This window comes from Faecalibacillus faecis, assembly GCF_003024675.1.
GTDB lineage: Bacteria > Bacillota_I > Bacilli_A > Erysipelotrichales > Coprobacillaceae > Faecalibacillus > Faecalibacillus faecis.
Genome location: NZ_PYLP01000030.1, coordinates 1 through 14,101, shown reverse-complemented (window position 1 = coordinate 14,101; position 14,101 = coordinate 1). Strand labels below are relative to the sequence as shown.

At 30.0% G+C, this 14,101-nt stretch carries 17 protein-coding genes and 1 rRNA gene; 2 read left to right on the top strand and 16 right to left on the bottom strand.

Features of this window, described 5'->3' with window-relative positions; genetic code table 11:
• The 3 genes from manA to C7U55_RS12805 all read right to left on the bottom strand — a co-directional run.
• On the bottom strand, window positions 1-930 hold a 930-nt coding region (gene manA / locus C7U55_RS12815), incomplete at its 3' end, for a mannose-6-phosphate isomerase, class I (RefSeq protein ID WP_106988884.1).
• A 1-nt stretch (window position 931) separates the two neighbouring features.
• Complete coding sequence (locus C7U55_RS12810; RefSeq protein WP_106988883.1) at window positions 932-1,378, bottom strand: DUF523 domain-containing protein; 447 nt, start codon at window positions 1,376-1,378, stop codon at window positions 932-934.
• Entirely contained in the window at window positions 1,375-2,016 is a 642-nt protein-coding gene (locus tag C7U55_RS12805) for an HAD family hydrolase (RefSeq protein WP_106988882.1), read from the bottom strand. Before C7U55_RS12805 ends, C7U55_RS12810 begins: the two co-directional genes overlap by 4 nt.
• A gap of 105 nt (window positions 2,017-2,121) precedes the next feature.
• Here C7U55_RS12805 and C7U55_RS12800 point away from each other — a divergent pair, with 105 nt between their 5' ends.
• Entirely contained in the window at window positions 2,122-2,316 is a 195-nt protein-coding gene (locus C7U55_RS12800; RefSeq protein ID WP_106988881.1) for a hypothetical protein, read from the top strand.
• A 14-nt stretch (window positions 2,317-2,330) separates the two neighbouring features.
• Here C7U55_RS12800 and C7U55_RS12795 read toward each other — a convergent pair whose 3' ends face one another.
• From C7U55_RS12795 to nagB, 12 genes are all read right to left on the bottom strand, one after another.
• A complete protein-coding gene (locus tag C7U55_RS12795; protein WP_106988880.1) occupies window positions 2,331-3,074 on the bottom strand; it encodes a DeoR/GlpR family DNA-binding transcription regulator in 744 nt (247 codons plus the stop codon).
• 1 nt (window position 3,075) lies between these two features.
• Complete coding sequence (locus C7U55_RS12790) at window positions 3,076-3,861, bottom strand: Cof-type HAD-IIB family hydrolase (RefSeq protein ID WP_118537025.1); 786 nt, start codon at window positions 3,859-3,861, stop codon at window positions 3,076-3,078.
• A 113-nt stretch (window positions 3,862-3,974) separates the two neighbouring features.
• Window positions 3,975-5,048, bottom strand: a complete 1,074-nt coding sequence (hisC, locus tag C7U55_RS12785) for a histidinol-phosphate transaminase (RefSeq protein WP_106988878.1) — start codon at window positions 5,046-5,048, stop codon at window positions 3,975-3,977.
• Between the two features lie 2 nt (window positions 5,049-5,050).
• Window positions 5,051-5,830, bottom strand: coding sequence for an HAD-IIB family hydrolase (locus C7U55_RS12780; RefSeq protein WP_106988877.1), 780 nt, complete (start codon window positions 5,828-5,830; stop codon window positions 5,051-5,053).
• A 9-nt stretch (window positions 5,831-5,839) separates the two neighbouring features.
• Window positions 5,840-6,799 (bottom strand): 6-phosphofructokinase, encoded by a 960-nt coding sequence (pfkA, locus tag C7U55_RS12775; protein WP_106988876.1) that lies wholly within the window; start codon window positions 6,797-6,799, stop codon window positions 5,840-5,842.
• A 74-nt stretch (window positions 6,800-6,873) separates the two neighbouring features.
• Window positions 6,874-7,707: a zinc ribbon domain-containing protein gene (locus C7U55_RS12770; RefSeq protein WP_106988875.1), complete on the bottom strand. Its 834-nt coding sequence runs from the start codon at window positions 7,705-7,707 to the stop codon at window positions 6,874-6,876.
• A 16-nt stretch (window positions 7,708-7,723) separates the two neighbouring features.
• Entirely contained in the window at window positions 7,724-8,158 is a 435-nt protein-coding gene (locus tag C7U55_RS12765) for a thioredoxin fold domain-containing protein (RefSeq protein WP_162297458.1), read from the bottom strand.
• Window positions 8,159-8,244: 86 nt separating this feature from the next.
• Entirely contained in the window at window positions 8,245-9,765 is a 1,521-nt protein-coding gene (gene gpmI, locus C7U55_RS12760; RefSeq protein WP_106988874.1) for a 2,3-bisphosphoglycerate-independent phosphoglycerate mutase, read from the bottom strand.
• Between the two features lie 92 nt (window positions 9,766-9,857).
• Window positions 9,858-10,046, bottom strand: a complete 189-nt coding sequence (locus C7U55_RS12755; protein WP_048923630.1) for a hypothetical protein — start codon at window positions 10,044-10,046, stop codon at window positions 9,858-9,860.
• A 55-nt stretch (window positions 10,047-10,101) separates the two neighbouring features.
• On the bottom strand, window positions 10,102-10,491 hold the full coding sequence (locus tag C7U55_RS12750; protein WP_048923631.1) for a hypothetical protein: 390 nt from the start codon (window positions 10,489-10,491) through the stop codon (window positions 10,102-10,104).
• Window positions 10,472-11,053 (bottom strand): CDP-alcohol phosphatidyltransferase family protein, encoded by a 582-nt coding sequence (locus C7U55_RS12745; protein WP_106988873.1) that lies wholly within the window; start codon window positions 11,051-11,053, stop codon window positions 10,472-10,474. The genes C7U55_RS12750 and C7U55_RS12745 overlap by 20 nt, the downstream gene beginning before the upstream one ends.
• A gap of 92 nt (window positions 11,054-11,145) precedes the next feature.
• Window positions 11,146-11,883, bottom strand: coding sequence for a glucosamine-6-phosphate deaminase (nagB, locus tag C7U55_RS12740; protein ID WP_106988872.1), 738 nt, complete (start codon window positions 11,881-11,883; stop codon window positions 11,146-11,148).
• 159 nt (window positions 11,884-12,042) lie between these two features.
• Between nagB and ptsP the strand changes: the two genes are divergently transcribed.
• Window positions 12,043-13,752 carry a phosphoenolpyruvate--protein phosphotransferase gene (gene ptsP / locus C7U55_RS12735; RefSeq protein WP_106988871.1) on the top strand — a complete coding sequence of 570 codons (1,710 nt, stop codon included), beginning with the start codon at window positions 12,043-12,045 and terminating at the stop codon, window positions 13,750-13,752.
• A 129-nt stretch (window positions 13,753-13,881) separates the two neighbouring features.
• On the opposite strand, the gene rrf is transcribed toward ptsP, so the two are convergent.
• Window positions 13,882-13,990 (bottom strand): 5S ribosomal RNA (rrf, locus tag C7U55_RS12730).
• Window positions 13,991-14,101 lie beyond the last annotated feature (111 nt).

Below are 14,101 nucleotides of genomic sequence, written 5' to 3'. Positions count from 1 at the left end.
TGTACAAATCATTACTGTCATTGTTCCATCAAAATCAACTTCTTTTTGATCTGAACAAACTACAAAATGATCTCCTTTTTTCACTTCTTTTCCTTCTACTGTTCCTTGTCCTTCAATGATTGATACAAGTTGGAATGGTTTATCATTCTTTACTTTATTATAGCCTGTCATATCATATTTATTTAATGTTAAATAGTTAGATGATACAAGTTCTTTTCTTGTTCCATTTTCTATTGTTTCTTCTACTTGTTTTGCCAGATCATAAGGTTTATAAGGCACTGTTGTCACATCGATGGATTGTTTTACATGAAGTTGTCTTTCATTTCCATCTTTATCTTTTCGATGATAATCATAAACACGGTATGTGATATCTGATGATTGTTGTGCTTCATAGATCAATGAKCCTTTACAGATAGCATGAATTGTTCCACTTGGAATATAGAAGAAATCTCCTTTTTTGATATCAAACTTATTTAATAATTGATCATAATCATCATTTTCAATAGCTTTTACAAGTTCTTCTTTGGTTTTAGCATGATGTCCCATAACCATCTTTGTATCTTCTTTACAGTCTAAGACATACCAGCATTCTGTCTTTCCTAATGAATTTTCATGAAGACCAGCATATTCATCATTTGGATGAACTTGTACAGATAAATCATTACAAGCATCAATGATTTTTACAAGCAATGGAAATTGTTTATCTTTGATATTTCCAAAAAGTTCACGATGTTCATCAAAGACTTTTGAAAGTGTTTGACCTTTAAATTCTCCTTCTTTGATTTTATTATCACCATTTGGATGTGCTGAAGGTGCCCAACATTCTCCTGTTTGATCACTTGGTATAGCATAGCCATACTTTTCTTTAAGTTGCTTTCCTCCCCAAATCATTTCTTTAAATACAGGTTCTACCCATAAAATATGTCCCATATTACTTTCCTCCATTTATTCTTTTTAATACTTCTTCTATTTCATTTTCACTATAAACTTGTATTCCCTGTTCTTTTAACATTTGTACAAAAATACCATTTCCTTCAACAAGTTGATGTGAAAAAGTACCATCATAAATAAAATCTTTACCACAACTTGGACTTTTTGCTTTTAAAACCGCAATTTTAATACCTTTTTCTATACATCTTTCTAAAGCAAGCTGTGCACCAGTTGTATATTCCTTTGTACGATCAATACCATTTTGATCAATGACCTTTTCTCCAACAATTTCACAAGGAATTCTAGGAATTGGTAAGCCACCTAAAACTTCTGGACAAAGTGGCAAAACCAATCCTTGATCATAGAGTTCTTTGATTTCCTTACAAAGATTGTTTTTTCCAGCATAGGTACAGTTTTCACCAATTAGACAACGTGAAACAGCAATCATTTTAAAAGTTCCTTAATATCACTTGGTTTAGAAACAGTATATGTTGCCCCTGCTTGAACAAGTTCTTCTTTTCCTCGAAAGCCCCATTCACAACCAATTGATTTAATTTTAGCGTTGATTGCCGTTTCGATATCTACATTACTATCGCCAATCATCAATGTTTCATTCTTATTGCTTTCCATTAATTGCATTGCAAGTTCTACAAGACATGGATGTGGTTTTTTAGGTTGATAGACTGTATTTCCAAAAACATACATAAATTTATTTGGAAATAAATGATTAACGATCGTTACTGCATTAACCTTAGGTTTATTAGTTACGACAGCTAATTTATATCCTTGATGATAAAGTTCATCGATCAATTCTTCCATCCCTGGATAAGGTTTGGTATTTTTTAAACAATTCTCTTTATAAATTTCATCAAAACGTGCTCGATATTTTCTTACCTCTTTTTTATGTTCTTCTGGCAAAGCACGTTCTATTAATTTATCGACACCATTTCCTACAAATTGTTTATAAGTCTCTAGATCATATGTTGGAAATTGGCTTTCTTCCATTAAAATATTCGTAGATAAAGCTAAATCTTCAATTGAATCTACAAGTGTTCCATCTAAATCAAAAATCAACGTATTATACATAGACTTCCCCTTTCATTCCATTACAATTATAGCACAAGCACCTATGAACTTCTATTTATTGTTTCTTGGTTTTTGTTATGATAGAATAGTGCTTGAGGTGAAATTATGAAGCAACAACAAAAAGATGTTTTCATGACATTATTAACAGGTTTGGGTGCAGCATTAGGTCTTGTCGCTTATTTTTTATGTACATACCTTTTTCATAAATATGAAACAATAAGTGCTTTATCAATCTTTGGTTTAGCCATGATTTTTAGAGTAATTGGTTATTTTATTGATCAAATGCTTGCAAAAAAGTAGATTCTTACACGAATCTACTTTTCTTCTTTTACTTCAATTATTTGACAATTAATTTTATCTTTATATTCCTCTGGTAAAAAATCTGTAATAAAAATATCAATATCTTGAAAATCAAGTGCTTTATACGTACTTTTTTTATTAAATTTACTGTGATCTGCAACAAGACATACATTTTGACTACGTCTCGCTAATTTTCTTTTAATAGCGGCATCTTCAAATTCTTCAACATAGATACCATCTTCCATAATCGCTGCTACTCCCACAAAACATAAATCAAAATAAATTTGATCTAAAGTATTTAAAGTTTGACTACCATACATATAACGATTCTTTTTAAAATATTTTCCACCTATCATATGACAAGGACAATGATTTGAAAGAATTTCTATATTATCAAGCGAATGGCTATACGCTTCAATATCTTGACTCACATACTGACATAAAGCCGCAATCGTTGTTGAAGTATCAAAAAAGACAGCTTTATGTTCTTCAATTAAAGAGACAGCAACTTTTCCAATTTTATTTTTTATTTCCTCATTTTCTTGTTTTCTTATTTGATAACTTCCTATTTGATGGACATCATTTAAAGTAATTCCCCCATGGGTCCTAACTGCTAAATTTTCATTTACAAGACGTACAATATCTCTTCTTGCTGTATCTCTTGAAATATGAAAATAATCCATGATTTCTTGATTTGTCATCGTCTTTTTTTCTTTCAATAATTTCAATATTTGATAAATTCTTTCTTCTTGATACACATTATTCACCTACTAAATTTTCTAAAGCATAAACAATTCCATCTTCATCATTAGAAAGTGTGTGTGTTGATATACTTTCCAAAACACCTTTGGCACTATTTGCCATAGCAAAGCCTTTTCCTGTTAGTAACAACATATCTAAATCATTGTAGTTATCCCCAAAGGAAACAACTTGATGAAGACTTATTTTCATTTTATCACATAAAAATTGAATTGCACTTGCTTTTGATACAGATTCATCCATTATTTCTAAATAAGTATCCTTCGATTTATAGATCTTTAAACCTGTAAATTTTTCTTTTAAACTCATTTCTAGTTGTTCAATAATATTTTTATCAGCAATAATTAATAATTTATGCACTTTTTGAACATTTGTAAGATCTAAGATTTCAGGAGTTAAGCCGGTAATTTTACTTTCTTCTTTTATTCCTTCATCAATTTCATCTACCATCCATCGATTTTCTATATAAAAACTGACTGGCACTTGATAATAATACTTAATATATTCAAAAAGACGTTTTGCCATTTCTACTGAAAATCCTTTTGAATAAATAACTTCTTTATTTTCATCAAGAATCAATCCCCCGCTATAACAAACCATCGGTTCTTTGATTTTTAATTCATCTAAAAAATAACTCATGCCTTTAGGCATTCTCGCTGAAACAAGAACAAATGGTATATCACTTTGGTAAAGTTCTTGAATTTTATTTTTTGTTCTTTCACTTATTTGATGATTAGAATTTAAAAGTGTTCCATCAATATCACTAAATACGCATTTATAAGTCATTTGTATCACCTCAATACCCATTATAAGTGTTTATAAGTTATTGTCAAGATTTTATACTTGTGTTCGCTTATTACTGATGAGTATTTTTAAGCAATTATAATAAAAAGGAGATTTTACTCTCCTTCTCTTTGTTGTTGTGTGATACATTTTTCTAAAAATTCAAATAATCTTTCCATTTGTTGATCTGTCCCAATTGTAATTCTTAAATATTGATCAATCAGAGGCTTATTCCAATGACGTACAATGATTCCTTCTTGTCTAAGCGCTAAAAATAATTTCTCACCATCAATTTCAGGATGTTTTACAAAAACAAAGTTTGCATAACTATCTGGTACCACAAATCCTAATTCCTTAAGTTTTGTTTTAGTATATTCTCTTGTCTTAATGACTTTTTGACATTTTTCTTTCATATCTTGACTATCTAAGACAGAAGCCAACCCAATTTGTTGAGTAATGTAATCTACTGGATAAGAGTTAAAAGAATTCTTTACATCATATAAATTAGAAATAGCTTCTTTATTTCCTAAAGCAACCCCTAATCTTGCCCCAGCAAATGAACGTGATTTAGAAAAAGTTTGAATAACCACTAAATTATCATATTTATCAATAAGTGGTACACATGTTTGTCCACCAAAGTCAATATATGCTTCATCAACAACGACAATACTATCAGGATTACTTTTTAAAACCTCTTCAATAAAATCTAAAGAAACAAGTAATCCTGTTGGCGCATTTGGATTTGGAAAAATAATTCCTGAATTTGGCTGTTTAAAATCTTCCACATTTATTTTAAAGTCTTGATCTAAAAGAACTTCTTTATAGCTCATTTGGTAAAGATCACAGTAAACTGGATAAAATGAATATGAAATATTTGGAAAAAGCACCGGCTCTTTTCCATTAAAGAAAGTTAAAAAAGTAAGTGCTAAAACTTCATCTGAACCATTTCCTAAAAAAACTTGATTGTCTTTTAAACCGTGATAATCGGCAAGTGCATGTCTCAATTCTTCTCCATCACTATTTGGATAAAGCTTCAATTTTTCAATATCAATTTCTTTTAAAACTTCTTTCACTTGATTACTTGGACCATATGGATTTTCATTCGTATTTAATTTAATCATATTACTGATTTTTGGTTGTTCCCCTGCAACATAAGGTTCTACTTGTCTTAATTTATCTTGCCAACTCATTGTTATTCCCCCTCTAACATAGCATCAATTACTTCGTAGACATAATCAACCTGATTTTTTGTTTTTTCTTTAATTTCTTTTTCAACACGGTTAAATGTATAAGCATGGTTTGCTTTTTCAAACATATCTAGATCATTAAACGAATCCCCTATACAATAAGATGTTACATCTTCTTTAAATAAAGAACAAAGCTTTTGTAAACCTGTTCCTTTTGTACAATCAACCGTAATATCTAGATAGACAACATTTAAAGTCGCATGAATACCTGTATATTTTTGATTGATTTGTTGTTGTATTTCTTTAATTTCGTCTAATTTTTCTTCTGGATGAAAAGCACAAACAATATCAATATCTTCTGTTGTGTTATTTAAGATATCCAGAAAATCACCCTCTATTTCTTGATATCCCTCATTTGTTAGTTTACATGTTTTTTCGTTGATGAATCCATAAGTTTGTTTACCGTCAAAAAATGTATAATTGAGATAAGGATATTTTTGCATACTTTCATTAAGTATTTCTTTAGCAATCTCATTTTTGATTTGTTTTCGATAAAGTACTTGATCTTGTTGATCAACAATCATGGCCCCATTATTTAAAACTAAATAATCGTATTCAAAATAAGGCGTAATGATTTTTGTTTCTTGAATATTTCTTCCCGTACAAAATGAAAAATAATGACCTTTTTCTCTTAATTTCTTTATAGCTTCTTGATCTTTAGAAGAAATTGGCTGATCTCCATTTACAAGTGTTCCATCAATATCACTAAATAGTATTTTTTTCATATTTCCTCCTTAAGCTAAATCAAAAAATAATTGATAAAGCCAATCATGATTTTCATTTTTTTCAACAAGAGCTTCCTCAATATTTTTAGAAACAATTCTATTATTCTTTACACAAACACATAATCCACTTTTTTCTTGCTTTAATAAACAAATAGCTTCTTCAGCCATCGTAGAAGCTAAAATACGATCTTTAGGTACAGGAGAGCCGCCTCTTTGAATATGTCCTAAAACAATTGATCTTCCTGAATAACCTGTTTCTTTACTAATACGATTTGCTAATTTTTCCACATCCAATATATTCTCACTTACAATAATAATGGCATGTTTTTTATGATACACTTCTTCACATTTTTTTAATTCTTCAATTACTTTTGTTTCATCAAAACCCGTTTTATCTGTAATAACGATTTCACTTCCACAAGCTATTGCAGAATTAATAGCAAGATTATCTGCATGATTGCCCATGACTTCAATCACAAAGCAACGATGATGTGAACTCGATGTATCTCTTAATTTATTAACGGCATCTATGATATTATAAAGTGCTGTATGAAAACCTATCGTTTCATCAGTTCCATGGATATCATTATCAATTGTTCCTGGAAGTGCGATACAAGAGATTCCCTTTTTAGCTAACGCCATCGCTCCTCTATAACTTCCATCTCCACCTATAACAACTAAACCTTCTATTTTCCTTTTTTTAAGTTGTTCAACGGCAAGATCTTGAATTTTTTCATTTACAAATTCTTTTAAGCGTGATGATTCTAAAATCGTTCCCCCTTTAGATAATATTTCAGAAACATCACTATAACCTAATTTTTTTATTTTTCCTTCAACTAAACCTTTATATCCTTCATAAACACCATAAACTTCAAATCCTCTTTTAATACCAACACGTACAATTGCACGTATAGCGCCATTCATCCCTGGTGCATCTCCCCCCGAAGTCAAAACTGCAATTTTTTTCATCGATTCACCTACTTTTCTATTATTGTCCCTATTATACTTGTTTTATTTAAAAAGAAAAAGCCAATTTCTTGGCTTTATAGAAAATTTTTCATTTTTAATTTTGAATTATATGAAAATTGCACACGATATTTTTCTTTTGATTTAAATACTCTTATAGAAGATTTATCATCTTCACTACTATTATGAATTCCTTGTCCATAATGAGATAATACTCCTGTCGTAAATTCTGCTTCTTTTGTTTTAAAATCATCTATTGTTTTAGAAATCAATTTTTTATTGTCTTTTCCATTAAAGATATAAAGAATATTTTGAATCTTTTCTTCATTTTCTTGTAATGTTTGTACGGCTTCATCAAGTTGATTTATTTCTTTTAAATAATAATTATAAGTAAGATCACTTTCTTTTGATAAATCATATTGATAAGAAATATTCATTTTATTTTGTTGATCTAGTGAGATAATATAATTTGCATCTACATAAACATTTGAATTGGCAGTCACTTGAAAAGTATAATTCGTTTTAACATTTTTACTTCCAACAATTTCATTTAAAGAAGTTTCTATTTGTTTTATTTTTTGAGCATACTTTTTACTTCCCTTAACATTTTTTGAAAAATCAGCTAATGAATTATATTCATAAACAAAAGTTTCATTTTTAGCTTCTTGATATGTTTTTAAAGTTGTTTTTGTAGCTGATGTTTCTGTATTTGAAAGTGTATTAAATGCAAAGAAATAAGAAATTCCCATAGGGAAGAAAAGTAAAACGGCAATAAGTATATAATATAGAAACGCATTTTTTCTTTTTGGTGTACGTTTCATTGGTTGATAACCTGGTTGAGGTGTTCCACAATACGGACACACTTTTGCATCACTTGGTATATTTTTATGACATTTTGTACATTTTTTCATCTATAATCAATCCTTTCTAATTATCTTGATAGATTTGATTGAGCCAAGTTGAAAGTTCATCAATATAATCTTGTTTCTTTTCTTTTTGTTTATCTTTAGAGAGAGTATAGTATTCTTCATCTAAAAAAGTATATTGATCAACAAACTTTCCATCAATACTAAGTTTTAAAGTAGGTGTCCATGAAAAATCAAGTTTCTTACGCATTTGTTTATAAGCTTTTTGATCTTCTTTTGAAGCATTCGTTGCGTATGCCTTTTCTCTTATCTCTTTAATATTCAAATAATAAAGATAAACGCCTTTATTCTTCTTTAAATATTTCTTTAGATACGGTTCAAATTCTTGACAATCTTTACAATCAGGTCTTCCTATATATAAAACAAAATCCTCTTTTTGTTTTAATTTCTTTAAAACAGTTTCATAGTTCACATCAATGATTTGATCTTTTGACAAATCCTTTTGTATAGTATGAGTGGATGTAGTATGACTACACCCACTTACTATACTTATTAAAAATGAAATCAGTATGAACTTCTTGATTATTTTAATAAAGATTCTCCATCCATTTCTTCAGGAATTGGAAGACCTAATAATTGTAACATTGTTGGAGCTAAATCTCCTAATTTTCCGCCTTCTTTTAATCCTACATGAGAATTAGTAACGATTAAAGGTACAACGTTTGTTGTATGTGCAGTAAATGGATTTCCATCTGCATCCAATTCTTCTTCAGCGTTACCATGGTCAGCAGTAATTAACATAGTTCCACCTAATTCAAGAACTTTTTCATATACTTCACCGATACAATCATCAACAACACTTACAGCTTTGATTGCTGCTGGAATGACACCTGTATGTCCTACCATGTCACAGTTTGCAAAGTTTACAATGACAACATCATGAATATCTTTATCTAATTCAGCGATTAATTTGTCTTTTACTTCGTAAGCTGACATTTCTGGTTGTAAATCATAAGTAGCAACTTTTGGTGAATTAACTAATACACGAGTAGCTCCTTCGATTTCTTTATCAACACCACCATCAAAGAAGAAAGTTACATGAGCATATTTTTCAGTTTCAGCAATACGTAATTGTTTTAAACCTTGAGCTGATAAGTAGTCACCTAATGTATTTGTAAGTTCAGGTGAAACAAATGCAATTTCTCCATTAACGCTGTCTGCATATTTCATCATACATACGAATTCTAAATCTTTAACTTGTTTTTCAGGTACATATCCTTCATAGAATGTAGGATTTGTGATTACTGTAGCTAATTGGATAGCTCTATCTGGTCTGAAGTTAGCGAAGATTACTGAATCTCCATCATCAATTGTTCCTTCAACATTTTTGTTGTAACCAGGAATAACAAATTCATCTAAAACATCTTTAGCGTAAGAATCTTTTACATATTGAACTGGACATTCAAAAGATTCACCTTCTTGACATACGATAGCATCGTAAGCTAATTTAACACGATCAAATCTTTTATCTCTATCCATTGCATAATATCTACCAGAAATTGATGCGATTTGTCCAACACCGATTTCTTCAATTTTTTCTTGTAATTCTTTTACGAAATCAACACCACTATCAGGAGCAACATCTCTTCCGTCTAAAAACGCATGTACATATACTTTATCTAAACCTTGTTGTTTAGCTAATTCTAATAAACCATAGATATGTTCATTTGATGAGTGAACACCACCATTTGATAATAATCCCCAAATATGTAATTTAGAACCATTATCTTTAGCATGTTGAATTGCTTTTAAGAATTTTTCATTTTCGAAGAAAGTTTTTTCATTTAAAGCTTTATTGATTAAAGTTAATGATTGATAAACGGTTCTTCCTGCACCAATATTTAAGTGTCCAACTTCACTATTTCCCATTTGTCCATCAGGTAATCCAACTGGCATACCACTAGCTGAAATAGTTGTGTTTGGATACATTGCCATTAAATCATCTAAGTTAGGTGTATTAGCAAGTCTTACAGCATTACCATTAATGCTTTCAGAAATACCATAACCATCCATAATACATAATACGATCGGTCTTTTTTTCATTTTTGTTTCCTCCATTAATACGTTATACATATTATCATTTTTGTTTCCTTGTTTCAATTCATTTAACTATATAAAATCAGTATTTTTTTATTTCATTTCTTTTTTGTTTTTTGGGGAGTTGTTAGTAAAGAAACCCCACAAATTGTGATTAGTAAAGGCCAATATTCTTGTAAATAATAGATAATTGTGGAAACAATTCCTTTAAACTCATTTGTTCGATCTAAAGTTAAAATAATTCCAAGAATAATTAAAACAATTCCTGCATTTTTTTTGAAATTCATTTTCCTCACCACATCTATTTTAACGAAATAAAAATAAAAAAGATGTCCAAAAAAATCATACGATTTCTTTAAATATCCTTTTAGCATAATCTAATAATTGATTAATATTTACTTCTTCTTGTCCTTTTTGTGAATAAACATAGACTTTATCATCTTCAAAAAAATCAAAGCGATTAGAATGAATAATACTATTGATATCTTTTCTTCTTTCTTGATTTAAGATAATAAATTGATTTTCGCACATTTTTCTAAGCAAGATACAAAGTGCTGCAAGAGAAAGCTCTAACTGACACTTCGTTTTTAATAAATCTCTTTCAACAATACGATTTGAAATATTCATTTGATTTTTCAAACGATTTAATTGGTTTAAAACCATTTCTACTTCTATTATTTCAATATTAATTTGATCTAAATAACAACTTAATTTAATTTGTCTTTTGTTCATTTTTACACTCCCAATACATTTGAAGAAGTTGTTTGGCATATAAAACGAGAGATAATCCCATTAAAATAATACAAACAATAATCATAATTGTTGAAATCGGTGAATCTGGTATATGGATTCCTACTAAAATAATCGCAACGATATCAAATATAGCTGTTGAAATCTTTCCCCACCAAGAAGCCCCTTTTACTTGAGCTCCTTTTTCATAAAGATAAAGACCACCTAAAGCAAGCATTCCATCTTTGATCACAATAATTCCTAAAAGAAACCACATCCAAGAATAGGTATAAATTAAAACAACAGCAACAGTAAATTGTGTCAGTTTATCCGCAATAGGATCAATCACTTTTCCAAAGTCTGTAACCATATGATAATGTCGTGCAATATAACCATCTAAAAAATCAGAAATTCCTGAAAGAATTAAAATGAATGCGCATAAATAATAATCTTCTTTACAACTTGCTAGAAAATAACGATGTAAAAAGATTGGGATCAAAATGATTCTAAAATAGCACAAACAATTAGGTATATTAAAAAGATCTTTTATTGTCCATTTTTTCATAATCACACCTCTTATTAATAATACTATATTACCGTTTAATTATGAAAATTTCAACCAAACAAAAAAAAGGGAACTCCCATTCCCTCAAAATTTTAATATTTTTTTTCTAATAATCCAGCTGCTGCTTCATCAATAATAACAGTTACATCTTTATGATTTTGTAAAACACTTGCTGGCAATTCTGGAGTCACAGGTCCTTCAATCATACCTTTAACAGCATCTTCTTTATTTTTACCACAAGCAATCAATACTACTTTTTTAGCTTCCATGATATTTTGAATTCCCATAGAAATTGCTTGTTTTGGTACGGCATTAACATCACCATCAAAGAATAATCTTGCATTATCTTGAATTGTGCTTTCTTTTAAGTCAACATAATGTGTTCTTGAATCAAAATCAGTACCTGGTTCATTGAATCCAATATGTCCATTTGATCCAATACCTAATAATTGAATGTCAACTGGATTTTCAGCTAACATTTTATTGTATTCATCACAGTTTTCTTGAATATTTCCTTGACCACATGGAACATGTACATTTTCATCTTTAATATCAATACCATTGAATAAGTTTTTATACATAAAATAATGATAACTTTGTGGATGACTTGCATCTAATCCAAAATATTCATCTAAGTTATATGATTTCACATCTTTATATGATGTATGATTTTTTTCATGATCTTCTCTTAATAATTCATACATTCTTATAGGTGTTGATCCTGTTGCGAGACCTAAAATACTTTGTGGATTTTCTTTTACTTGATTAATAAAAATTTTTGCTGCTTCTTGGCTTGCTTCTTCATAATTTTTAACAATAATAACTTTCATTGCAAACTCCTCCTCGACACCATCATAACATGTCTAGACAAACAATTCAATAAATACTTCTTTTTTTTCTTAAAAAGTCGTTTCGTACAATGAAAATCTCTTTATTTTTCAACAAAAATAGGTTAGAATTGGGATGTAAATATGGAGGTGTTTAATACTATGATTAAAGGTATTGGGGCTTCTAGTGGTATTGCGATTGCTAAAGCGTACAAACTAGTTATGCCAGATTTAACTGTAACACAAAACACAGTAGAAGATGTTACAGCTGAAATCAAAAAATTTGAAGATTGTATGGCTGAAACAGCTAAGCAATTAGAAGCTATTAAAGAAGCTGCTTCTAAAAACTTATCTGCTGAAGAAGCAGCTGTATTCGATGCTCATGCATTAGTACTTCAAGATCCAGAATTAAAAACACAAGTTTTAGACAAAATCAATAATGAAAAATTATGCGCTGAAGCTGCTTTAGATGCAGTTGCAAATAGTTTCATTGCAATGTTTGAAATGATGGATGATGATTATTTTAGAGAAAGAGCTGCTGATATTAAAGATGTTTCTCGTCGTTTATTAGCTAACTTGCTTGGTAAACCATTACCAAACCCAGCATTAATTGATGAAGAAGTTGTTATTATCGCTGATGATTTAACTCCTTCTGATACTGCTCAATTAAATAAAAACTTAGTTAGAGGATTCGCTACTAACATTGGTGGTAGAACTTCTCACTCAGCTATCATGGCTCGTTCTTTAGAAATTCCTGCAGTTGTTGCTTGTAAAACAATTACTGAAGAAGTTAAAGATGGAGATTTAATTGTTCTTGATGGTATTGAAGGAACAGTTATGATCAATCCTGATGAAGCAACAGTTAAAGAATACGAAACAAAACGTGCAGAATTCGTTGCTTACAAAGAAGAATTAAAGAAATTAGTAAATGAAAAAACTGTAACTACTGATGGACATCATGTTGAATTAGTTGCTAACATTGGTTCAGCTAAAGACTTAGTTGGTGTTAAAGAAAACGGTGGTGAAGGTGTTGGGTTATTCAGAACTGAATTCTTATATATGGAATCAGCTGAATTACCAACTGAAGAACAACAATTTGAAGTTTATAAAGAAGTACTTGAAGGTATGGAAGGTAAACCTGTTGTTGTAAGAACATTAGATATCGGTGGAGATAAAGAAATCGAAGCAATTGATTTACCAAAAGAAATGAATCCATTCTTAGGTGTTCGTGCTATTCGTTTATGTTTCCAAAGAGAAGATATCTTTAGAACTCAATTAAGAGCTTTACTTAGAGCATCAGTTTATGGTGATTTAAGAATTATGTTCCCTATGATTGCTACTTTACAAGAATTCCGTAAAGCTAAAGGAATCTTAATGGAAGAAAAAGAAAAATTAATTGCTGAAGGTGTAAAAGTAAGTGATACCTTACAAGTTGGTATCATGATTGAAATCCCAGCAGCTGCTGTATTAGCTCATAAATTTGCTAAAGAAGTTGATTTCTTCTCAGTAGGAACAAACGACTTAGTACAATATACATTTGCTGCAGATAGAATGTCTTCTGGTGTAAGTTATTTATATCAACCATTCAACCCATCAATCTTAAACTTATTAAAACATGTTATTGATTCAGCACATGCTGAAGGTAAATGGGCTGGTATGTGTGGAGAAATGGCTGGTGAAGCTATTGCTGCTCCATTATTACTTGGTTTAGGATTAGATGAATTCTCTATGTCAGCTACTTCAATCTTAGCTCAAAGAAAATTAATCAAGAGCGTTTCAAAAGCTGATATGGAAGCTTTAGTAGAAAAAGCATTAGATTGTGCTACTTCTGAAGAAGTTATCGAATTAGTTAAATCTACTGTAAAAATGTAATAAAAAAGACCTCACAAGAGGTCTTTTTTTAGTTCAATACATCGTTGTAAAAAAGCTGAAACAGTGTATCTAAAAACCACCTGGCAAGAAAGTCAGGTGGTTTTAATAAAGTAAAGATATAAAAAAAAGAACTGGCAACGAGCTATTTTCGCACCGAAGTACTATCTTCGCCGTGATGATGCTTAACTTCTGTGTTCGGAATGGGAACAGGTGTGTCCATCATGCTATCATTACCAGATCTTCTCTTAAAGTATCCTTCAGGACACTCAAAACCAGATAGTAGTCTCTTTCTTTCAAGCTCGCTTGCCTTTTCGGTCAAGCCCTCGACCTATTAGTATCAGTCCGCTTA